Origin of the sequence: Micromonospora sp. DT178 (genome assembly GCF_049841695.1) — a bacterium.
Lineage (GTDB): Bacteria > Actinomycetota > Actinomycetes > Mycobacteriales > Micromonosporaceae > Micromonospora.
Genome location: NZ_JBNCKV010000012.1, coordinates 85,086 through 110,315, shown reverse-complemented (window position 1 = coordinate 110,315; position 25,230 = coordinate 85,086). Strand labels below are relative to the sequence as shown.

The window sequence follows — 25,230 nt, the reverse complement described above, 5'->3', positions numbered from 1 at the left end:
CCACCAGCCGCAACGACATCGGCATGCCGAGTGAGGTAGGTCCACGGTGAGCAACGAGGACGAGAAGTACGTCGAGTACCTGAAGCGTACGACCTCGGAGCTGCGGCGTACCCGGCGGCGGCTGCGCGAGCTGGAGACCCGGGACTCCGAGCCCATCGCCATCGTGGCGATGAGCTGCCGCTACCCCGGCGGGGTCGACAGCCCTGAGGCGCTGTGGCAGCTCGTCCGCGACGGCGGGGACGGGATCGGGCCGTTCCCCGCCGACCGGGGCTGGGACCTGGACCGCCTCTTCCACCCCGACCCCGACCACCCGGGCACCAGCTACGTGACCGAGGGCGGCTTCGTCTACTCCGCCGCCGACTTCGACGCCGACCTGTTCGGCATCTCGCCGCGCGAGGCCGTCGCCATGGACCCGCAGCAGCGGCTGCTGCTGGAGACCTCCTGGGAGGCGTTCGAGCGGGCCGGGCTGCCGCTGCCGGCGGTACGGGGCAGCCGCACCGGCGTCTTCGTCGGGGCGTCCTCGCACGGCTACGACGGCATGATGGCGCAGGCCGAGAACGGCGAGGGGCACCTGCTCACCGGCAACGCCACCAGCGTCATCTCCGGCCGCGTCGCGTACACCCTCGGGCTGGAGGGGCCGGCGGTCACCGTCGACACCGCCTGCTCGTCCTCGCTGGTCGCCGTCCACCTGGCCGCCCAGGCCCTGCGCAACGGCGACTGCGAGCTGGCGCTCGCGGGCGGCGTGACGGTGATGCCCACCCCGGCGGTCTTCGTCGGCTTCAGCCGCCAGCGCGGCCTCGCCGCCGACGGCCGGTGCAAGGCGTTCGCCGCTGGCGCGGACGGCACCTCCTGGTCCGAGGGCATCGGCATGCTGCTGCTCACCCGGCTCTCCGACGCGCAGCGGCACGGGTACCCGGTGCTCGCCGTGGTGCGGGGCAGCGCCGTCAACCAGGACGGCGCGTCCAACGGGCTCAGCGCCCCGCACGGCCCCTCCCAGGTGCGCGTCATCCGCCAGGCCCTGAGCAACGCCCGGCTCACGCCGGAGCAGGTCGACGTGGTGGAGGCGCACGGCACGGGCACCCGGCTCGGCGACCCGATCGAGGCGCAGGCGCTGCTGGCCACGTACGGGCAGGACCGCGATGACGCCGCGCCGCTGCTGCTCGGGTCGGTGAAGTCGAACATCGGCCACACCCAGGCCGCCGCCGGCGTGGCCGGCGTGATCAAGATGGTGATGGCGATGCGGCACGGCGTCGTGCCGCCCACCCTGCACGTCGACGAGCCGTCCCCGCACATCGACTGGACCGCCGGGGCGGTCACCCTCGCCACCGCCGCGACGCCCTGGCCCGCCGTGGACCGGCCGCGCCGGGCCGCCGTGTCGTCGTTCGGGGTGTCCGGCACCAACGCGCACACCATCATCGAGCAGGCCCCGGCTCCTGCCGAGGTCGAGACCGAGACTGAAACCGAGCCGAGGGTCCCGGCGGCCCGCACGGTGGCGCCCGTGCTGCTCTCCGCCCGCTCCGACGCCGCGCTCGCCGCCCAGGCCGGCCGCTGGGCCGCCCGGTTCGCCGCCGACGACACCCTGCGCCCGCTCGACGTGGCCTTCTCGTCGGTCACCTCCCGCTCCACCCTGGACCGGCGCGCCGTCGTCGCGGCGACCGACCGCGACGACCTGCTCGCCGGGCTGCGCGCCCTCGCCGCCGGGGAACCGGCCGGCACCGTCGTCGCCGGCGCCGGGTCGCCGCGCGGCCAGCTCGCGGTGCTCTTCTCCGGCCAGGGCGCGCAGCGCGCCGGCATGGGCCGGGAGCTGTACGCCGAGTTCCCCGTCTTCGCCGCCGCCCTCGACGAGGTGTGCGGGTACCTGGACCGGGCCCTGCCGCGCCCCCTGCGCGAGGTGCTCTTCGCCGCCGAGGGCTCGGCCGACGCCGAGCTGCTGGACCGGACGGTGTTCACCCAGGCCGGCCTGTTCGCCGTCGAGGTGGCGCTGTTCCGCCTCGTCGAGTCGTTCGGCATCGCCCCCGACCTGGTCGCCGGCCACTCGATCGGCGAGGTCACCGCCGCGTACGTGGCCGGGGTGCTGTCGCTGGAGCACGCCTGTGCGCTGGTGGCGGCGCGGGGCCGGCTGATGCAGGCGCTGCCCTCGGGCGGCGGGATGCTGGCCGTCGCGGCGACCGAGGCCGAGGTGCTGGCCACCCTGGACGGTCTGGCCGACGTGGGGATCGCGGCGGTCAACGGGCCGTCGTCGGTCGTGGTCTCCGGTGCCGTCGACGCGCTCGACGAGGTGGAGCGCGGCTGGCGGGAGCGGGGCGTACGCACGCGCCGGCTCGCGGTCAGCCACGCGTTCCACAGCCCGCTGATGGAGCCGATGCTCGCGAGGTTCCGCGCGGTCCTCGACAGGCTGGAGTTCGCCGCGCCGTCGCTGCCGGTGGTGTCGAACGTGACCGGGGCGCTCGCCGACGCCGACGAGATCCGCACCGCCGAATACTGGGTGCGCCACGTCCGGGAGGCCGTCCGCTTCGCCGACGGGATCGCCGCGCTGCGCGCCGCCGGGGCGGACACGTTCCTGGAGATCGGGCCGCGCAGCGTGCTGACCGCGATGGTCGGCGACGCCCTGCCGGGCGGGGACGGCGTGCTCGCCGTGCCGGCCCAGCGCGGGGACCGGCCCGAGGCGCAGGGGCTGCTGGCCGGGCTGGCCGAGCTGCACGTGCGCGGGGTGGCCGTGGACTGGCGGCCGTGGTTCGCCGACACCGGCGCCCGGCGGGTGGACCTGCCCACGTACGCCTTCCAGCACCAGCGCTACTGGCCCGAGGTCGGCGGCACCGCCGGAGCGGCCGCGCCGACCGACACCGCCGAGGGGGACTTCTGGGCGGCGGTGGAGCGCGGCGACCTGACCGGGGTCGCCGCCCACCTGGCCGTGCAGGACGATCCCGCGGCGGTCGAGGCCCTCGCCCCGGCCGTACCGGTGCTGTCGTCGTGGCGGCGGGCCCGGCAACGCGACGCCGTGGTGGACGGCTGGTCGTACCGGGTCGACTGGGAGCCGGTCCGACCCGCCGCCGCGCCGGCGCTGACCGGCCGCTGGCTGGTCGTCACCGCCGACGCCGACGACGCCGGGGTGACCGGGACGCTGACCGGCGCGGGCGCCCACGTCGACGCCCTCACCGTCGCCCCGGGCGTCGCCCGCGCGGAGCTGACCGAGCTGCTGCGCCACCACGGCGACCAGGGCTGGACCGGGGTGCTCTGCGTGCTGCCCGCGCACGACCGGGCGCTGCCGGACGCCCCGGCCGTCTCCGTCGGCGCCGCCCTGCTGCTCACCCTCACCCAGGCGCTCGCCGACGCCGGACTGCCCGGCCGGCTCTGGTGCCTCACCCGGGGCGCCGTCCGCGTCGGCGGCGGCGAGACGCTCGCCGACCCGTGGCCCGCCCTGGCCTGGGGCCTGGGCCGGGTCGTCGCCCTCGAACAGCCGGACCGCTGGGGCGGCCTGGTCGACCTGCCCGCCCGCGCCGACCGGACCGCCGCCGACGCGCTGCTCGCCGTCCTCGCCGACGCCGGCCACGACCAGGTGGCGATCCGCCCGCAGGGCGTCCTCGGCCGGCGCCTGGTGCCGGCCGCGCCGCCCGCGGGTGCGGGTTGGCGGCCCGCCGGGACGGTGCTGGTGACCGGCGGTACGGGTGCGCTGGGTCGGCACGTGGCCCGCTGGCTGTTGGCCAACGGGGCGGCCGAGGTGGTGCTCGCCTCGCGGCGTGGTCCGGCGGCGCCGGGCGCGGCGGAGCTGGTCGACGAGTTGGGTGCGGTACGGGTGGTGGCGTGCGACGTCACCGACCGGGCCGCGGTCGACGCCCTCGTGGCCGGCCTGCCGGAGCTGACCGCCGTCGTGCACACCGCCGGCGTGGTCGACGACGGCGTCCTCGACGGGCTCGACCTGACCCGGATGCAGACCGTCCTCGACGGCAAGGTCCGCGCCGCCCGGGTGCTGCACGAGGCCACCGCCGACCGCGACCTCGACGCGTTCGTGCTCTTCTCCTCCCTCGCCGGGGTCATCGGCAGCGCCGGACAGGGCAACTACGCGGCGGCCAACGCGTACCTCGACGCGTTCGCGGCCTGGCGACGCGAACAGGGCCTGCCGGGCACCGCCATCGCCTGGGGCGCCTGGGCCGAGGACGGCATGGCCGCCGCGCTGACCGCCCGGCTCGCCCGGGGCGGCGTCAACGCGCTCCCCGTCGCCGAGGCCGTCACCGCCCTCGGCCGGCTGGTCAACACCGCCGAGCCGGCCGTCACCGTCGCCGACGTCGACTGGGGACGCCTCGCCGCCTCCTGGGGCCGCCCGACGCCACTGATCGCCGCCCTGCCCGGCGTGCCCGCCGTGCCCACCGGCCCCGCCCGCGCCGTCGTGGTCGGCCGGTCCCTGCCGCAGCTCGCCGATCTCGTGCGCACCCAGGCCGCCGTGGTGCTCGGCTACCCGGCCGGCCAGCCGCTGCCCGACCGCACCTTCCGCGACCTCGGCTTCGACTCGCTCACCGCCGTCGAGCTGCGCAACCGGCTGACCGCCGAGACCGGCATGGCCCTGCCCGCCACGCTGGTCTTCGACCACCCCACGGTCGCCGAACTCGCCGCGCACCTGCACGGCCTCACCGCCGGGCACACCACCGGCGAGGTGGTCGCCGACGGCACCGGCCGCGACCGCGAGCCCATCGCCATCGTCGCGATGAGCTGCCGCTTCCCCGGCGGCGTCACCTCGCCCGAGCAGCTGTGGGACCTCGTCGCCACCGGCACCGACGCGATGAGCCTGATGCCCGGCGAGCGCGGCTGGAACCTCGCCGAGCTGTACCACCCCGACCCCGAGCACCTCGGCACCAGCTACGTCCGCGAGGGCGGCTTCGTCGCCGGGGCCGGCGAGTTCGACCCGGCCTTCTTCGGCATCAGCCCCCGCGAGGCCCTCGCCATGGACCCGCAGCAGCGGCTGCTGCTGGAGGCCACCTGGGAGGCGTTCGAGCGGGCCCGCATCGACCCGACCGCCCTGCGCGGCAGCCGCACCGGCGTGTACGTCGGCACCAACGGCCAGGACTACGGCTCGCTGCTGATGGCCGCCGGGGACGTCGACGAGAACTACCTCGCCACCGGCACCTCCGCCAGCGTCATCTCCGGTCGGCTGGCGTACACCTTCGGGCTGCACGGCCCGGCGGTCACCGTCGACACCGCCTGCTCGTCGTCGCTGGTCGCGATGCACCTGGCCGCGCAGGCCCTCCAGACGGGCGAGTGCGACCTCGCCCTGGCCGGCGGCGCCACCGTGATGGCCACCCCCGGCATCTTCGTCGGCTTCTCCCGCCAGCGCGGCCTCGCCGCGGACGGCCGGTGCAAGCCGTTCGCCGGGGCCGCCGACGGCACCGGCTGGGGCGAGGGCATCGGCCTGCTGGTGCTCCAGCGCCTCTCCGACGCGCGCCGCGACGGCAACCCGATCCTCGCCGTGCTGCGCGGCAGCGCCGTCAACCAGGACGGCGCCTCCAACGGCCTCACCGCCCCCAACGGCCCCGCCCAGCAGCGGGTCATCCGGCAGGCCCTGGCCAACGCGGGCCTGACCGCCGACCAGGTGGACGCCGTCGAGGCGCACGGCACGGGCACCACGCTCGGCGACCCGATCGAGGCGCAGGCGCTCATCGCCACCTACGGCCAGGACCGTCCCGCCGACCGGCCACTCTGGCTCGGGTCGGTCAAGTCGAACATCGGGCACACCCAGGCCGCCGCCGGTGTGGCCGGGGTGATGAAGATGGTCCTCGCGATGCGGCACGGGGTGCTGCCGCCCACCCTGCACGTGGACGAGCCCACCCCGCACGTCGACTGGAGCGCCGGCAGCGTCGAGCTGCTCACCTCGGCCCGGCCGTGGGAGCCGGTCGACGGCGTACGCCGCGCCGCCGTGTCCTCGTTCGGCATCAGCGGCACCAACGTGCACACCATCCTCGAACAGGCCCCCGCCGACGAACCCGGGCCCGAGCCGGCGGCCGACGGGCCGACCGGGGAGCTGCCCTGGGTGCTCTCCGGGCGCACCGTCGACGCCCTCACCGCCCGCACCCGGGACCTGCTCGACCACCTCGAGACGGTCGACGACGACGAACTCGCCGACGTCGGCTGGTCGTTGGCCGCCACCCGCGCGTCCCACGACCACCGCGCCGTCGTCTTCGCCGCCGACCGGGACGACCTGACCGCGGCCCTCGACGCGCTCGCCGCCGGCCGGCCCACCGCGCAGACCGTCACCCGTGCCCCCGGCACGCCGGGCGAGGTCGCCTTCGTCTTCCCCGGCCAGGGCTCCCAGTGGGTCGGCATGGCCGCCGAACTGCTCGACACCGCCCCGGTCTTCGCGGAGAAGTTCGCCGCCTGCGCCGAGGCGCTGCGCCCGTACGTCGACTGGTCGCCGACCGACGTGGTGCGCGGCGCGCCCGACGCCCCGTCGCTGGAGCGCGTCGACGTCGTGCAGCCCACCCTGTTCGCGGTCAGCGTCTCGCTCGCCGCGCTCTGGGAGTCGTACGGGGTGCGCCCCTCCGCCGTCGTCGGCCACTCGCAGGGCGAGATCGCCGCCGCGTACGTCGCCGGCGGCCTCACCCTGGACGACGCGGCCGCCGTGGTCGCGCTGCGCAGCCGGATCATCGCCGGCATCGCCGGGGACGGCGGCATGGTCTCGGTCGCCACCACCGCCGACGAGGCCACCGCGACGATCACCCGCTGGGCCGGCCGGGTCGCCCTGGCAGCCGTCAACGGGCCCACCTCGGTCGTGGTCTCCGGCGACAGCGCCGCCCTCGACGAGCTGGTCGCCCACTACGAGTCCCGCGAAGTGCGGGTGCGCCGCGTCCCGGTGGACTACGCCTCCCACTCCGCCCACGTCGAGCAGCTGCGCGAGCAGCTCCTGGAACTGCTCGCCGGGCTGCGGCCCCGCACCGGCGAGGTCCGGTTCCGCTCCACCGTCGAGGGGGACTGGCTCGACACCGCCGCCCTCGACGCCGACTACTGGTACCGCAACCTGCGGCAGACCGTCCGCTTCGACGACGCGGTGCGCAGCCTCGTCGCTGCCGGCTACCAGACCTTCGTCGAGGTCAGCGCCCACCCGGTGCTGACCATGGCCGTGCAGGAGAGCGTCGAGCTGGCCGCCGCCGACCCGCAGGCGGTCACCGTCACCGGCAGCCTCCGCCGGGGCGAGGGTGGCCTCGGCCGCTTCCTGCGCGCCCTGGCCGAGGTCTGGACCGGGGGTACGCCGGTGGACTGGCGGCCCGCGTTCACCGGCCTCGCCGGACGCCGCCGCGACCTGCCCACGTACCCGTTCCAGCGGCAGCTCTACTGGCCGCAGCCGTCCGCCACCCCCGCCCCGGCCGCCGGCGTCGCCGGCCCGGTGCCCGACGACGAGGTCGACGCCCGGTTCTGGGCGGCCGTCGAGGCGGAGGACCTGACCGCGCTCACCGCCGAACTCGCGAACGCGACCGAGTCGGAGCCCGTGCCGGACGCCGCGTTCGCCGACGTGCTGCCGGTCCTCGCCGCCTGGCGTCGCCGGCACCGCGACCAGGCCACCGTGGACTCCTGGCGGTACCGGGACAGCTGGACACCCGTCGCACCCGACGCCGCCGGGGAGCCCGCCGTCACCGGCTCCTGGTGGCTGCTCACCGGCCCTGACGACACCGGCGCGGCCGAGGCCGCCTTCTGCGCCGAGGCGCTGCGGCGCCACGGCGGCACCGTCGTACCGCTGGCGCTGGACACCGACCGCACGGACCGCGAGGCACTCGCCGCCCGGCTGCGCGACCTCGCCGCCGGCGGCGCGCCCGCCGGGATCGTGTCGCTGCTGCCGCTCGACGAGACGCCCGCCCCGGCGCACCCGTCGGTGCCGGTCGGCTTCGCCGGCACCGTGACCCTCGTGCAGGCGCTCGGTGACGCCGGCGTCCGCGCACCGCTGTGGTGCCTCACCCGGGGCGCCGTCGCCACCGGCCCGGCCGACCCGCTGCCGCACCCGCTCCAGCAGCTCACCTGGGGCTTCGGCCGGGTCGCCGCGCTGGAGCACCCGGACCGCTGGGGCGGCCTCGTGGACCTCCCCGACGAGCTCGACGACACGGCCGGCCGCCGGCTGGTGCGCGTCCTCGCCGGCGCCGACGGGGAGGACCAGGTCGCGCTGCGGTGGGCCGGCGCGTTCGGCCGGCGGCTGCTGCACGCCCCGCTCGGCGACGCCCCCGCCCCGCGCGCCTGGCGGCCCTCCGGCACCGCCCTGGTCACCGGCGGCACCGGCGCGCTCGGCGGCCACATGGCCCGCTGGCTCGCCGCCAACGGCGCCGCGCACCTGGTGCTGGTCAGCCGGCGCGGCCGGCAGGCCGAGGGCATCGCCGACCTCGAGGCCGAGCTGGTCGCGCTGGGCGCCCGGGTCACCGTCGCCGCCTGCGACGCCGCCGACCGGTCGGCGCTGGCCGCCGTCCTCGCCGACCTGCCGCCCGAGCACCCGCTGACCACCGTCGTGCACACCGCCGCCGTCCTCGACGACTCGGTGATCAACTCGCTGACCCTGGAGCAGGTCGACTACGCGCTCAGCGCGAAGGTCACCGCCGCGCTGAACCTGCACGAGCTGACCCGCGAGCTGAACCTCGACGCGTTCATCCTGTTCTCCTCGATGGCCGGCACCGTCGGCAGCTCCGGCGTGGGCAACTACGCCCCCGGCAACGCGTTCCTCAACGCCCTCGCCGAGCACCGGCGTGCCCTCGGCCTGCCCGCCACCTCCATCGGCTGGGGCGCCTGGGGAGGCGGCGGCATGGCCGACGGCGAGTTCGGCCGGATGCTGCACCGCCACGGCGCGCCCGAGATGCCGCCGCGGCTCGCCGTCGCGGCCCTGCACCAGGCCGTCGAGCACGACGAGACGTTCCTGACCATCTCGAACATCGCCTGGGACCGGTTCTTCGTCGCCTTCACCGCCACCCGGCCCGGCCCGCTGATCTCGGAGATCCCCGAGGCGCAGCGGTTGCAGGCCACCAAGGGCCTGGCCGAGACGAAGGAGACCGACGAGGCCGGCCCGGCCGGCGCGTTCACCCGGATGAGCGCCGCCGAGCGCCAGCAGGCGCTGCTCGACCTGGTCCGCGACCAGGCGGCCACGGTCCTCAAGTACGCCGACGGCCAGGCCGTCGACCCGCACCACGCGTTCCGGGACCTCGGGTTCGACTCGGTGACGGCGGTGGAGCTGCGCAACCGGCTCGCCACCGCCACCTCGCTGCGGCTGCCGGTGACCCTCGTCTTCGACTACCCGTCGCCGACCGCGCTCGCCCGGCACCTGCACGAGGAACTGGGCGGGGAGGCCGCCGTGGCGGCGGAGACCGCCCCGGTGACGCTCGGCGACGACGAGCCGGTGGCCATCGTCGCCATGTCCTGCCGCTTCCCCGGCGGGGCGAACGACCCCGAGCGGTTCTGGCAGATGCTGCACGCCGGCCGTGACGCCGTGTCCGACCTGCCCGGCGATCGGGGTTGGGACGTCGAGCGGCTCTACGACCCCGACCCCTATTCCACCGGCACCTCCTACGTCCGCAGCGGCGCCTTCCTCTACGAGGCGGCGGAGTTTGATGCCGGTTTCTTCGGTATTTCGCCCCGCGAGGCGTTGGCCATGGACCCGCAGCAGCGGTTGCTGCTCGAGGTTTCGTGGGAGGCGGTCGAGCGGGCAGGGGTTGAGCCTGGGGTTCTTCGGGGTTCGCGAACAGGGGTGTTCGTGGGCACCAATGGTCAGGACTATGGGGCCCTGCTGATGGTGGCGGGGGACGAGGTGGAGGGCTTCGCGGGGACGGGCAACGCCGCGAGTGTGGTGTCGGGTCGGGTGGCGTACGCGTTGGGGTTGGAGGGGCCGGCGGTGTCGGTGGACACGGCGTGTTCGTCGTCGTTGGTGGCGTTGCACCTGGCGGTGCAGTCGCTGCGGCGCGGCGAGTGCGACCTCGCCCTCGCCGGTGGCGTGACCGTGATGTCGACGCCCGGGTTGTTCGTGGAGTTCTCCCGGCAGCGCGGCCTGGCCGCCGACGGCCGCTGCAAGGCGTTCGCGGCGGGCGCCGACGGCACCGGTTGGGGCGAGGGCGTGGGCATGCTGCTCGTGGAGCGGCTGTCGGACGCGCGGCGCAACGGCCACGAGGTCCTGGCGATCGTGCGGGGGAGCGCGGTCAACCAGGACGGCGCGTCCAACGGCCTGACCGCCCCGAACGGGCCGTCGCAGCAGCGGGTGATCCGGCAGGCGCTGGCGTCGGCACGGTTGTCGACGGCGGACGTGGACGTGGTCGAGGCGCACGGCACGGGTACCACCCTGGGCGACCCGATCGAGGCGCAGGCACTGCTGGCCACGTACGGGCAGGAGCGCGACGAGCCGCTGCTGCTGGGATCCGTGAAGTCGAACATCGGCCACACCCAGGCCGCCGCCGGCGTCGCCGGCGTGATCAAGATGGTGCTGGCGATGCGGGAGGGCGTGGTCCCCGCGACGCTGCACGTGGACGAGCCGTCCCCGCACATCGACTGGACCTCCGGCGCGGTGGAGCTGGCGACGGAGTCGCAGCCGTGGCCGGCGGTGGACCGGCCGCGTCGGTCGGCGGTGTCGTCGTTCGGCATCTCCGGCACCAACGCCCACGTCATCATCGAGCTGCCCGAGGACCTGCCCGCCGAGAGCGCGGAGCCCGACGGCGAGGCCGTCGCGGACCGTGGCCCGGGACTCGTGGCCTCCGACGTCGTCGTGTGGACGGTGTCGGGGCGGTCCAAGGGCGCCCTGGCCGGTCAGGCCGCCCGCCTGGCCCGGCACGTCCGCGAGCACGGCGAGGTGGACCCGGCGGCGGTGGGCTGGTCCCTCGCGACGACCCGGTCGGTGTTCGACCAGCGGGCCGCCGTGGTCGGGGCCAACCTGACGGACCTGCTGGCGGGGCTCGACGCCCTGTCCGCCGGCGCGCCGGCCGGGAACCTCGTCACGGGTACGGCCTCCGGGACCGGTGCGGTGTTCGTGTTCCCGGGTCAGGGTGCGCAGTCGGCGCGGATGGCCGCCGGTCTTGTCGGTCGTACGCCGGTGTTCGACGCGAAGCTGGCGGAGTGCCAGCGGGCTCTGGCGCCGTACCTGGACGTGGACCTCGTCTCGGTGCTGACCGGGGATGAGGAGTCGTGGTTGGCGCGGGTCGAGGTCGTGCAGCCGGTGCTGTGGGCCGTCGGCATGGCGCTGGCGGCGGTGTGGCAGCACGCGGGAGTTGTTCCGGCTGCGGTGGTCGGCCACTCGCAGGGCGAGATCGGTGCGGCTTGTGTGGCCGGCATCCTCAGCTTGGAGGACGCGGCGAAGGCCGTCGCCCTGCGGTCGCGGGCGCTGACGGTGCTGCGCGGCACCGGCACGATGGCCTCGGTGGACCTGTCGGCCGACGCCGTCGCCGAGCGTCTGCCGGAGTTCCCGGGTGTCGGGGTGGCGGCCGTCAACGGTCCCTCCACCGTGGTGGTGTCGGGTCCGCCGCAGCCGGTAGCGGACCTGGTGGAGTCCTGCCAGGCCGACGGGGTACGGGCGCGGTTGATTCCGGTGGACTACGCGTCGCACTCGGCGGCGGTGCAGGAGGTCGCGGAGCGGTTGCGCGCCGACCTGGCCGACGTGACCCCGCGACAGGGCCACATCCGACTCGTCTCCACGCTCACCGGAGACTGGGTGGACCCGGCGTCGATGACGGCGGACTACTGGTACGACAACCTGCGCCAGACCGTGCAGTTCGACGCCGCCGTGCGGGTTGCCGTGACCGCCGGGCACACCACGTTCGTGGAGATCAGCCCGCACCCGGTGCTGACGATGCCGGTGACGGCCATCCTCGACGACACCGGCGTCACCGGCCACACGCTGGGCAGCCTGCGGCGGGGTGACGACGACGCGACCCGGCTGCTGACCAACCTCGCCACCGCGCACACCATCGGCCTGCCCGTCGACCTGACGGCCGTCCTGGCCGAGACGGACCCGGTGGCGCTGCCCACGTACGCCTTCGACCGGAGCCGCTTCTGGCCGACCGCGACGACCGGGCAGGACGGCGCCGAGGAGACCCCGAGCGGCGTCGACTCCGCGTTCTGGGCGGCCGTCGATCGGGAGGACCTGGCCGCGCTCGCGGAACTCACCGAGCAGGAGGCGGCGGAGTCCCTGGAGCGGCTGGGCGCCGCCCTGCCGGTGCTCGCCTCCTGGCGGCGCCAGCAGCGCAACCGGTCCACCCTGGACGACCTGAGGTACCGCAGCGTCTGGCAGCCGTACACCGGGACACCGGTCAGCTTCCTCCCCGGCGCCTGGTGGGTCGTCGCCGACGAGCGGCACCCGGAGGAGGGCGAGGCCGCGGTGGTCGAGCTGACCCGCCGGGGCGCCGACGTCCGACTGGTGCTGGTGCCGGAGAACCTGACCGACCGGGCCGCCCTCACCGCGCACCTGACCGGCGCCACCCGCACCGCCGACGGCGAACCGGCCCCGGTCGACGGGGTGCTGTCGCTGCTCGCCCTCGCCGACGGCGCGGTCGACGACACCCAGCCGGTGCCGCCCTTCCTCGCCCGCTCCCTGGCGCTGATCCAGGCGCTCGGGGACCTCGACGTCGCCGCGCCGCTGTGGTGCGTCACCCGGGGCGCCGCCGGCACCACCCGGAGCGGAACGCCCGGCCGACCGGAGCAGTCGCTGCTCTGGGGCCTCGGCCGGGTCGTGGCCCTGGAACACCCCGAGCGGTGGGGCGGCCTGGTCGACGTCCCGGCCACCCTCGACGACCACGGCTGGGACCTGCTCTGCGCCGCGCTCGCCGGCCTCGACGGCGAGGACCAGCTCGCGGTCGACGGCGCCACCATCCTCGTACGCCGGCTGGTGCGGGCGCCCGGCGGTGAGGCGGCCACCGACGAGGCCGGCTACCCGGGCACGACCCTGGTCACCGGCGGCACCGGCGCGCTCGGCGCGGAGGCGGCCCGCTGGCTGGCCGCCCGGGGCGCCGAGCACCTGATGCTGGTCAGCCGTCGCGGCGCGGACGCCCCCGGCGCCACCGAACTGGCCCGGGAGCTGACCGAAACGGGCACCCGGGTGACCCTCGCGGCCTGCGACGTGGCCGACCGGGCGGCGCTGGCGAAGCTGCTCGACGAGGTACCCGCCGACGCGCCGTTGACCAGCGTGGTGCACGCGGCCGGCGTCCTGGAGGACGGGGTGCTCGACGGGCTCACCGCCGACCGCCTCGCCACCGTCCTGCGACCCAAGGTGCTCGGCGCCCTGCACCTGCACGAGCTGACCGTCGGGCGGGAACTGCGCGCGTTCGTGCTGTTCTCCGCGATGGCCGGTCAGCTCGGCGCCGCCGGTCAGGGCAGCTACGCCGCCGCCAACGCCTACCTCGACGCCCTCGCCGAGCAGCGGCACCGGCAGGGTCTGCCGGCCACCTCGGTCGCCTGGGGCCCCTGGACGGCCGGCGGGATGGCCGCCACCGACCAGGCCGTGGAGGAGCGCCGCCGGCGCACCGGCGTGGCCCGCCTCGACACCGGACCGGCGCTCACGGCGCTCGCGCAGTGCGTCGCGCGGGGCGAGCCGGCGACGATGGTGGCCGGCATCGACTGGGCCCGGTACGTGCCCGGGTTCGTCGCCGTCCGGCCCAGCCCTCTCATCGCAGGCGTGGCCGAGGCGCGGCGGGCGGTCGCCGAGCGGGCCGAGGACACCGGCGTGTCCGCGGAGTCCCTGGCCGCCCTGCTTGCCGGGCAGACCGACGCCGAACGACGCAAGACCCTGCTGGAGCTGGTCCGCGGGCAGGCCGCCGCGGTGCTCGGACACGCCTCGATGGACGCCGTGGAGCCGGACCGGGCGTTCCGCGAACTCGGCTTCGACTCGCTGACCGCCGTGGAGCTGCGCAACCGGCTCACCGCGGCGACCGGCGTCCGGCTGCCCGCCACGGTCGTCTTCGACTACCCGACCGCCGCCGGGCTGGCCGAGTACGTGCGGGCCGCGATCGTCGACGGCGGCGTGGTCGGGGTCGCACCGGTCTTCGGCGAGCTGGACAGGTTGGAAGCGGCGCTCTCCGGCTCGGCGCCGGACCGGAGCGCCCGGATTCGGATCACCGAGCGGCTGCGGGCGCTGCTGGCCTCCCTCAACGAGGCCGACGCGCCGGCGGACGGCGACACCGTCGCCGAGAAGCTCCAGGACGCGACGCCGGACGAGGTCTTCGACTTCATCGACCGCGAGCTGGGGATGTCCTGACGTGATCGCTGCTGCGACGACGGGTCAACACAAGGAGTGCGCGGTCCATGGCTGACGAGGCGAAGCTTCTCGACTACCTCAAGCGGGTCACCGCTGACCTGCACCAGGTGCGTCAGCGCCTGCGCGAGGTGGAGGCCGGCGAACAGGAACCGGTCGCCATCGTCTCCATGAGCTGCCGCTTCCCCGGCGGGGTGCGGTCGCCCGAGGACCTGTGGGAGGTCGTCGCGTCCGGCCGGGACGTGGTCTCCGACTTCCCGGAGGACCGCGGCTGGGACCTCGGGTCGCTCTACGACAGCGACCCCGAGCAGGCCGGCACGTCGTACACGCGGCAGGGTGGCTTCGTCCACGACCTGGCCGACTTCGACCCGGGCTTCTTCGCGATCTCCCCCCGCGAGGCGCTGGCGATGGACCCGCAGCAGCGCTGGCTGCTGGAGGCCTCGTGGGAGGCCCTGGAGCGGGCCGGCATCGACCCGCACTCGCTGCGCGGCAGCCGCACCGGCGTCTTCGCCGGCAGCACCGGCCAGGACTACGGCACCGTGCTCATGGGTGCCGCGCAGGGCCTGGAAGGGCACCTGATGACCGGCAACGCCGGCAGCGTGGTCTCCGGCCGGATCGCCTACACCTTCGGGCTGGAGGGACCGGCGGTCACCATCGACACCGCCTGCTCGTCGTCCCTGGTCGCCCTGCACCTCGCGGGGCAGGCGCTGCGGCAGCGGGAGTGCACCCTGGCCATCGTCGCCGGGGTCACCGCCATGTGCACCCCGGCCGCCTTCGTCGAGTTCTCCCGGCAGCGCGGCCTCGCCGCCGACGGCCGGTGCAAGGCGTTCGCCGCCGCCGCCGACGGGACCGGCTGGTCCGAGGGCGTCGGCGTCCTGCTGCTGGAGCGGCTCTCGGACGCGCAGCGCAACGGCCACCCGATCCTCGCCGTGGTGCGGGGCAGTGCGGTGAACCAGGACGGCGCCTCCAACGGCCTGAGCGCCCCGAACGGGCCGTCGCAGCAGCGGGTGATCCAGCAGGCCCTGGCCAACGCCGGTCTCGCCGCCGGCGGCGTGGATGTGGTGGAGGCGCACGGCACCGGCACCCGGCTCGGCGACCCGATCGAGGCGCAGGCCCTGCTCGCCACGTACGGGCAGGACCGGGGGGACTCGGGGCCGCTGCTGCTCGGATCGGTCAAGTCGAACATCGGTCACGCCCAGGCCGCCGCGGGTGTCGCCGGTGTGATCAAGATGGTGATGGCGATGCGGCACGGCGTCGTGCCGCCCACCCTGCACGTGGACGAGCCGACCCCCGAGGTCGACTGGTCGGCCGGCGAGGTGTCGCTGGTGACCGAGGCGACGCCGTGGCCGGCGGTGGGCCGGCCGCGCCGCTCGGCGGTCTCCTCGTTCGGGGTGTCCGGCACCAACGCGCACACCATCCTGGAGCAGGCCCCGGTGCCCCAGCAGCCCCCGTCGGACGCCGCCGCGCCGGTGGTCGAGCGGCCGGTCGTACCGGTGTCGGTGTCGGCCCGGGACGCGGCCGGTCTCGCCGCGCAGGCGGGCCGCTGGGCGGCCCGGCTGGCCGCCGACGAGACCCTGCGGCCCCTGGACGTGGCGTTCTCGTCGGTCACCTCCCGGTCCACCCTGGACCACCGGGCCGTGGTCGCCGCGACCGGCCGCGACGACCTGCTGGCCGGGCTGCGCGCCCTCGCCGCCGGGGAGCCGTCGGGCGCGGTCGTCACGGGCCAGGCCGGCGGCCGGGGAACGCTGGCGGTGCTCTTCTCGGGCCAGGGCGCGCAGCGCGCCGGCATGGGCCGGCAGCTGTACGCGGAGTTCCCGGTCTTCGCCGCCGCGTTGGACGAGGTGTGCGCGCGGCTCGACCCGCTGCTGCCGCGTCCGCTGCGGGAGGTGCTGTTCGCTGCCGAGGGTTCCGCCGAGGCGGGGCTGTTGGACCAGACCGCGTTCACCCAGGCGGGGCTGTTCGCCGTCGAGGTGGCGCTGTTCCGCCTGGTGGAGTCGTTCGGGATCACGCCGGAGTTCGTGGGCGGGCACTCGATCGGCGAGGTCGCCGCCGCGCACGTGGCGGGGGTGCTGTCGCTGGCCGACGCGGCGGCGCTGGTCGCGGCGCGGGGTCGGCTGATGCAGGCCCTGCCGGCCGGCGGCGGGATGCTCGCCGTCGCGGCGGCCGAGGCCGACGTCCTCGCCACCCTGGACGGGCTCGCCGGCCGGGTGGGCGTCGCGGCCGTCAACGGGCCCACCTCGGTGGTCGTCTCCGGCGACGTGGCGGCCCTCGACGAGGTCGAGCGGACCTGGCGGGAGCGGGGCGCGCGCACGCGCCGGCTCACCGTCAGCCACGCGTTCCACAGCCCGCTGATGGAGCCGATGCTCGACGAGTTCCGGGCCGTCCTGGCCGGGCTGACCTTCGCCGCGCCGACCCTGCCGCTCGTGTCGAACCTGACCGGCGCGCTCGCCGACGCCGACGAGATCCGCACCGCCGACTACTGGGTGCGCCACGTCCGGCAGGCCGTCCGGTACGCCGACGGGGTCACCGCGCTGCGGAACGCAGGGGCGGACACGTTCCTGGAGATCGGCCCGCAGAGCGTACTGACCGCGATGGCGGCGGACATCCTGCCCGGCGACGACGGTGTGCTGGCCGTCGCCGTGCAGCGCAAGGACCGGCCCGAGGCGCACGGGCTGCTGGCCGGGCTGGCCGAGCTGCACGTGCACGGGGTGGCCGTCGACTGGCGGCCGTGGTTCGCCGACACCGGCGCCCGACGGGTGGACCTGCCCACGTACGCCTTCCAGCACCAGCGTTACTGGCCCGAGGCGGGGGCCGGGTGGACCGGCGACGTCACCGCGGTCGGCCTGCGGCCCGCGCAACACCCCCTGCTCGGGGCCGCCGTCGGCGTCGCGCACGCCGAGGGCTTCCTGTTCACCGGCCGGCTGGCCCGGCGTACCCACCCGTGGATCTCCGACCACGTCGTCTTCGACACCGTGCTGCTGCCCGGCACGGGCTTCGTCGAACTCGCCCTCCAGGCGGGCGCGCACGTCGGCGCGGACCACGTCCGCGAACTCACCCTGGAGTCGCCGCTGATCCTGCCGGAGACCGGGGGCGTGGATATCCAGCTCTGGATCGGCCCGGCGGACGAGACCGGCTGCCGGTCCGTGTCGCTGCACTCCGCCCAGGACGGCGAGCCGGCCGAGGGCGCGGGCGAGCGGGCCTGGACCCGCAACGCCAGCGGCGTGCTGGCCAGCGGCCCGGCCGCGCCGAGCGGCCCCGTCGGCTGGTCCGACCTGACCACCTGGCCCCCGCCGGGCGCGACCGAGGTCGGCACCGACGACCTCTACCTGAACCTCGCCGCCCAGGGCTACGACTACGGCCCGTCGTTCATCGCCCTGCGCTCCGCCTGGCGGCGCGGCGACGACCTCTTCGCCGAGCTGGCGCTGCCGGAGGCCCCCGCCGCCGAGGCCGGCGGGTACGGCCTGCACCCGGCGCTGCTCGACGCGGCGCTGCACACCCTCGGCCTGACCACGCCGGCCGGCGAGCCGTCGGGGGCGGACATGCCCCCCGGGTACGGTCGGCTGCCGTTCTCCTGGAACGACGTCGCCCTGCACGGCGCCGGGGCCGCGGCGGCCCGGGTCCGGGTCTCGCACACCGGCCCCGACAGCATCTCGCTGCTGCTCACCGACGTCACCGGCGCGCCCGTCATCTCCGTCGGCTCCCTCGTCCTGCGGCCGGTCTCCGCCGACCAGCTCCGCACCGCCGGGGGCGGCGGCACCGACTCGCTGTTCCGGGTCGAGTGGGCCCCGCTCGCGCTGCCCGCCGGCCCGTCCACCGTCGACTGGGCGGTGGTCGGCGACGCGGCGGCGCTCACCGACGCGGTCGCCGCCACCGGTACGGCCGTGGCGGCGTACCCCGACCTGACCGCCCTGGCCACGGCGATGGACGAGGGGGCGGACGCACCGGGCGTGCTGGTCGTGCCGTTCCTCGACCCGCCCGCGTCGGCGGACGTGCCCCGGGCCGTCGCCGAGGTGACCCACCGGGCGCTCGCCGTGCTCCAGCAGTTCCTCGCCGACGACCGCTACACCGCCTCCCGGCTGGTGGTGCTGACCTCGGGCGCGGTCGCCACCGAGTGGGACACCGACCTGACCGACCTGGCCGGCGCCGCCGTCATCGGCCTGCTCCGCTCCGCCCAGTCGGAGAACCCCGAGCGGTTCGTGCTGGTCGACGTCGACGACGTGGCCGGCTGCGCCGCCGCGCTCGTCCCGGCCGTCGCGACCGACGAGCCGCAGGTCGTGATCCGCGCGGGCGTCGCCGCCGGCGCCCGGCTCACCCGGGTCCCCGCCCCGAGCGAGCCGCCGGCCGCCCCGTTCGACGGGGACGGCACCGTCCTGATCACCGGCGCCACCGGCACCCTCGGCCAGCTGATGAGCCGGCACCTGGTGGACACGTACGGCGTCCGGCACCTGATCCTCACCAGCCGGCGCGGCCGCGCCGCCGGGGGCGTCGCGGAGCTCTGCACCGAACTGGAGGCGCTCGGCGTGAGCGTCACCGTCGCCGCCTGCGACGTCGCCGACCGTGACGCCGTGGCCGAGCTGCTCGCCGGCATCCCGGCGGAGCACCCGCTCACCGCCGTCATCCACGCCGCCGGCGTCCGCGACGACGGGGTCATCTCCTCGCTCACCCCCGAGCGGATGGACGGCGTGCTGCGGCCCAAGGTCGACGCCGCCTGGCACCTGCACGAGCTGACCGCCGACCTCGACCTGAAGGCGTTCGTCTCGTACTCCTCGCTCGCCGCCACCGCCGGCGGCCCGGGCCAGGGCAACTACGCCGCCGCCAACGCGTTCCTCGACGGGCTGGCCCAGCACCGCAAGGCGCGCGGCCTCGCCGCCCTCACCCTCGCCTGGGGCCTCTGGGCCGACCGCAGCGGCATGACCACCGAGCTGGACGACGTCCACCTCAACCGGATCTCCCGCTCCGGCGTCGCCGCCATGGAGGCCGAGGAGGGGCTCGCCCTCTTCGACGCGGCCTGCCGCACCACCGACGCCGCGCTCGTCCCGGCCCGGCTGGACCTCGCCGCGATGAAGGTGCAGTTCGCTGGCGGGAGCATCCCGCCGCTGTACCGGGCGCTGATCCGCACGCCCGCCCGCGCCGCCGCGGCTGCCACCGGCGCCTCGCTCGTGCAGCAGCTCGCCGGGCTCGGCGACACCGAACGGGCCGCCGCGCTCGTCGAGATCGTCCGGGGCCAGGCCGCCGCCGTGCTCGGCTACCCCGACCCGGCGGCCATCGAGCCGCGCCGCGCGTTCAGCGAGTTCGGCTTCGACTCGCTCACCGCCGTCGAGATGCGCAACCGGCTCAACAACGCCTTCGGGATGCGGCTGCCGGCCACCCTCGTCTTCGACTACCCGACCCCGCACGACCTGGCGGTCTTCCTGGGTACGGAGATCGCCGGCACCCCCGTCCCCGTGCGACCCGCCACCACCGCCGTGTCGGTCGGCGACGACGAGCCCCTCGCCATCATCGGCATGGCCTGCCGGCTGCCCGGCGGGGTGTGGTCGCCCGACGACCTGTGGCGGCTGGTGGTCGACGGCGTCGACGCGATCAGCGACCTGCCGACCGACCGCGGCTGGGACCTCGACAGCCTCTACAGCCCCGACCCGGACGCCCCCGGCACCTTCTACGCCCGCGGCGGCGGCTTCCTCAGCGGCGTGGACAAGTTCGACCCCGGCTTCTTCGGCATCTCGCCCCGCGAGGCCCTGGCCATGGACCCGCAGCAGCGGCTGCTGCTGGAGACCACCTGGGAGTCCTTCGAGTCCGCCGGCATCGACCCGGCCGACGTACGGGGCAGCAGCACCGGCGTCTTCGTCGGCACCAGCGGCCAGGACTACGGCTCGCTGCTCGCGTACTCGCCGGAGGCCGCCGAGGGATACATGCTGACCGGGATGACCAGCAGCGTCATCTCAGGACGGGTGGCGTACACGTTCGGGCTGGAGGGGCCGGCGGTGTCGCTGGACACGGCCTGCTCGTCGTCCCTCGTCGCCCTGCACTGGGCCGGCCAGGCGCTGCGGCGCGGCGAGTGCGACATGGCCCTCGCCGGCGGCGTCATGGTGATGGCCACCCCGACCGCGTTCGTCGAGTTCTCCCGGCAGCGCGGCCTCGCCGCCGACGGGCGGTGCAAGTCGTTCGCCGCGTCCGCCGACGGCACCGGCTGGTCCGAGGGCGTCGGCATGCTGCTCGTGCAGCGGCTCTCCGACGCCCGCCGGCAGGGCCGCACGGTGTACGCGGTGGTGCGCGGCTCGGCGATCAACCAGGACGGCGCCTCCAACGGCCTGACGGCGCCGAACGGCCCGTCGCAGCAGCGGGTGATCCGGCAGGCCCTCGCGTCCGCGCGCCTGACCGCCGCCGACGTGGACGTGGTCGAGGCGCACGGCACGGGCACCACCCTCGGCGACCCGATCGAGGCGCAGGCCCTGCTCGCCACGTACGGGCGGGAGCGGCCCGCCGACCGGCCGCTGCTGCTCGGCTCGATCAAGTCGAACATCGGCCACGCGCAGGCCGCCGCCGGTGTCGCCGGTGTGATCAAGATGGTGCAGGCCATCCGGCACGGCATGGTGCCGGCGACGCTGCACGTGGACGAGCCGTCCCCGCACATCGACTGGACCTCCGGCGCCGTGGAGCTGGCGACGGAGTCGCGGCCGTGGCCGGCGGTGGACCGGCCGCGTCGGGCGGCCGTGTCGTCGTTCGGCATCTCCGGCACCAACGCCCACGTGATCATCGAGCAGGCCGACGAGCCGTTCGAGGTCGCGGCTCCGGCCGAGCCCGGCCCCGGGCTCGTGACCTCCGACGCGGTGCTGTGGCCGCTGTCGGGGCGGTCGAAGGGCGCCCTGACCGGCCAGGCGGCCCGCCTGGCGGAGTTCGTGCGCGGGCGCGGCGAGGTCGATCCGGCGGCGGTGGGCTGGTCCCTCGCCGCCACCCGGTCGACGTTCGACCAGCGGGCCGCCGTGGTCGGGTCGACCGTCGAGGACCTGCTGGCAGGGCTCGACGCCCTGGCGTCGGGGTCGCCGGCCGGCAACGTGGTCGCCGGCACGGCCTCGCCCCACGGCGCGGGCCCGGTGTTCGTCTTCCCGGGTCAGGGTGCGCAGTCGGCGCGGATGGCCGCCGGCCTGGTGGGTCGTACGCCGGTGTTCGACGCACGCCTTGCGGAGTGCCAGCGGGCGCTGGCGCCGTACCTGGACGTGGACCTGGTCTCGGTGTTGACGGGCGAGGACGAGTCGTGGCTGGCGCGGGTCGAGGTCGTGCAGCCGGTGCTGTGGGCCGTGGGCATGGCCCTCGCCGCGGTGTGGCAGCACGCCGGGGTCACCCCGGGTGCGGTCATCGGTCACTCGCAGGGTGAGATCGGCGCGGCCTGCGTCGCCGGCATCCTCAGCATCGAGGACGCGGCGAAGGCCGTGGCCCTGCGCTCGCGGGCGCTGACGGTCCTGCGGGGCACTGGCACGATGGCGTCGATCGACCTGTCGGCCGACGCGGTGGCCGCGCGGCTGTCCGCGTTCCCGGGCGTCGGGGTGGCGGCCGTCAACGGCCCGTCGACCGTCGTGGTGTCCGGGCCGCCGCAGCCGGTCGCGGACCTCGTCGAGTCCTGCCAGGCCGAGGGTGTGCGGGCGCGGCTGATCCCGGTGGACTACGCGTCCCATTCCGCCGCCGTGCAGGAGGTCGCCGAGCAGCTCCGCGCCGACCTGGCCGACGTGACCCCGCAGCCGGGGCACACCCGGCTCGTCTCGACGTTGACCGGGGACTGGGTCGACCCGTCCTCGATGGACGCGGGGTACTGGTACGACAACCTGCGGCAGACGGTGCAGTTCGACGCCGCCGTGCGGGTTGCCGTGGCCGCCGGGCACACCACGTTCGTGGAGATCAGCCCGCACCCGGTGCTGACGATGCCGGTGACGGCGATCCTCGACGACGCCGGCGCCACGGGGCACACCCTGGGCAGCCTGCGCCGTGGTGACGACGACGCGACGCGGCTGCTGACCAACCTCGCCACCGCGCACGCGATCGGCCTGCCCGTCGACCTGAGCACGGTCCTCGCCGAGACCGACCTCGTCGCGCTGCCCACGTACGCCTTCGACCACCAGCGGTACTGGGTCGAGCCTCCGGTCCACCGGGCGCAGGACGTCAGCTCCGCCGGCCTCCAGGACGCCGGGCACCCGCTGCTCAGCGCCACGCTGACCTTCCCCGACAGCGAGCGGATGGTCTTCACCGGGCGGCTGTCGGTGCGTACCCACCCGTGGCTCGGCGAGCACCGGGTGATGGACAACATCCTGCTGCCCGGCACCGCCTTCGTGGAGCTCGCCACGTACGCCGGTGAGCAGGCCGGCTGCCCGACGGTGGAGGAGCTGACCCTGCTCGCCCCGCTCGTCCTGCCCGAGCTCGGCGCGCTCCAGGTGCAGCTGATGGTCGGCGACCGGGACGACGACGGGCGGCGTACCGTCCAGCTCTACTCCCGGCCCTACCGGGACGGCTCCGACGAGATCCTGGCCGACGTCGCCTGGACCTGCCACGCCACCGGTCTGCTCGCCCCGCAGCCGGCCGACGCGGCGCCCGCCTTCGACCTGGGAGTGTGGCCGCCGCCCGGCGCGACGCGCGTCGAGGCCGACGACTTCTACTCCGGCATCGAGGCGACCGTCTTCGGGTACGGCCCGGCCTTCCGTGGCCTGCGCGCCGCGTGGACCCGCGACGACGAGGTCTTCGCCGAGGTCGAACTGCCCGCCGACCACCACGCCGAGGCCGGCCGCTTCGGCGTGCACCCGGCGCTGCTGGACGGCGCGTTGCAGGCCATGTCGATCGGCGGCTTCCTCGGCCGGATGGGCGACGGCGCCGACGCCACCGTGCCCCGCCTCCCGTTCGCCTGGACCGGGGTCTCCCTGCTCGCCGCCGGGGCCACCGCCCTGCGCGTACGCGTCGCCGCCGCCGGCGAGGTCGGCGTCTCCTTCCAGGTGGCCGACGCCACCGGCGCCCCGGTGCTGCACGTCGACTCGCTGATCATGCGGCGGGTCTCCGGCGACTCGCTCGGCGCGGCCCGCTCCGGCCGGCACGAGTCGCTGTTCCAGGTGGACTGGCCGGTGCTGCCGGTGCCCACCGGCCCCGTGCCGGCGGCCACCCGCTGGGTGGCGCTCGGCGACGACCTGGCCCTCAGCGCCGCCTGCGAGGCGGCCGGTGCCCGGGTGCGTACCGACGTCGACCTCGACTCGCTGGGCGACCTGCTCGCCGGGGGTGAGCCGGCGCCCGAGGCGGTGATCGTGCCGATCGGCGACGCCGGGGACCCGACGGACCCGGCGCTGGCCGGGCAGGCGCGGGCCACCACGCACCGTACCCTCGCTGCGTTGCGGACCTGGCTCGCCGACGACCGGTTCGCCGAGTCCCGGCTGGTGCTGGTCACCCGCGACGCGGTCGCGGCAGGCGAGCAGCAGGTCGTCAACCTGCGCCAGGCCCCGGTCTGGGGCCTGCTGCGCACCGCGCAGCTCGAACACCCGGGCCGGTGCCAGCTCGTCGACCTCGACGACACCCCGGACAGCGCCACCGCGCTGGCCGCCGCGATCGCCTCCGGCGAGCCGCAGCTCGCCGTGCGGGCCGGTCAGGTGCGCACGCCGCGGCTCGGGCGGGTCCCGGCCGGCGTGGAGCCGCTGCCCGGCGGGATCGACCCGGACGGCACCGTGCTGATCACCGGCGGGACGGGCGTGCTGGGCCGCATCCTGGCCCGCCACCTCGCCACCACCCACGGCGTGCGGCACCTGCTGCTGGCCGGGCGGCGCGGCGCGGCGGCCGAGGGGATCGACGACCTCGTCACCGAACTCGCCGGCGCCGGCACGGAGGTGACCGTCGCGGCCTGCGACGCCGCCGACCCCGACGCCCTGTCGGCGCTGCTGGCGGGGGTGCCCGCCGCGCACCCGCTCACCGCCGTGGTGCACGCCGCCGGCGTCCTCGACGACGGCGTGCTGGAGTCGATGACCCCCGACCGGGTGGACGCGGTCGCCGTGCCGAAGATCGACGCGGCGTGGCACCTGCACCGCCTCACGGCCGGGGCGAACCTCGCGGCCTTCGTCCTCTTCTCCTCGGCGGCGGCCACGCTGGGCAGCGCCGGCCAGTCCAACTACGCGGCGTCGAACGCCTTCCTCGACGCTCTCGCAGCGCACCGCCGGGCCCGCGGGCTCGCCGGCGTCTCGCTCGCGTGGGGCCTCTGGGAGCAGGCCAGCGGCATGACCGGGCACCTCGGCGACGACGACGTGCGGCGGATGGCCGAGCAGGGCGCCGCCGGGCTGGCCACCGAGCAGGCGTTGAACCTCTTCGACGCCGCGTGGCGGCTCGACGCGGCGGCCGTCGTGCCGATGCGCCTGGACGTCGGGACGCTGCGAGGGCAGGCGGAGGCCGGCACCCTCGCGCCGATGCTCCGGGCCCTGGTCCGGGTGCCGCTGCGGCGCTCGGCCGACGCCGCCGGGGCCCGCTCCGGCGGGGTGCAGCTCAGCCAGCGACTCGCCGGCCTGGCCGGTCCGGAGCGGCACAAGGTGGTGCTCGACGTGGTACGGGCGAACATCGCCGCCGTCCTCGGCCACGCCGGCGCCGACGCCGTCGACCCGAACCGGCTCTTCACCGACCTGGGCTTCGACTCGCTCACCGCCGTCGACCTGCGCAACCGGCTCAACGGCCTGTCCGGGCTGCGGCTGCCGGCGACGCTGGTCTTCGACTACCCGACGCCGACCGCGCTCGCCGAGAAGCTGACCAGCGAGATCGCCGCCGACGCGGCGCCCTCCACGCAACCCCTCTTCCAGGGCATCGACACGGTCGAGAGCCTGCTCAACGCCATCCCGCTCGACCCGGCGGCCCGGGCCCGGTTCACCGCCCGGATGCAGGACCTGCTCGCCAAGGCGTCCGACCTGGCGGCGGGGCCCGCCGCCGAGCCGGACCGGCCCGACCTCGACTCGGCCAGCGACGACGAGATCTTCGACTTTATCAGCAAAGAGTTTGGAATCTCCTGAGATGACCAACCTTCCAATCGAGGCAGGTGCCCCCCGATGAGC

The 25,230-nt window shown here is 76.0% G+C and carries 2 protein-coding genes; both read left to right on the top strand.

Going from position 1 to position 25,230, the window contains the following annotated elements:
* The first annotated feature begins 46 nt into the window (after positions 1-46).
* Positions 47-14,182 (top strand): type I polyketide synthase, encoded by a 14,136-nt coding sequence (locus tag ACLQ22_RS22230; RefSeq protein ID WP_425694008.1) that lies wholly within the window; start codon positions 47-49, stop codon positions 14,180-14,182.
* A gap of 47 nt (positions 14,183-14,229) precedes the next feature.
* On the top strand, positions 14,230-25,188 hold the full coding sequence (locus ACLQ22_RS22225; RefSeq protein WP_425694007.1) for an SDR family NAD(P)-dependent oxidoreductase: 10,959 nt from the start codon (positions 14,230-14,232) through the stop codon (positions 25,186-25,188).
* The last annotated feature ends 42 nt before the right edge of the window (positions 25,189-25,230 follow it).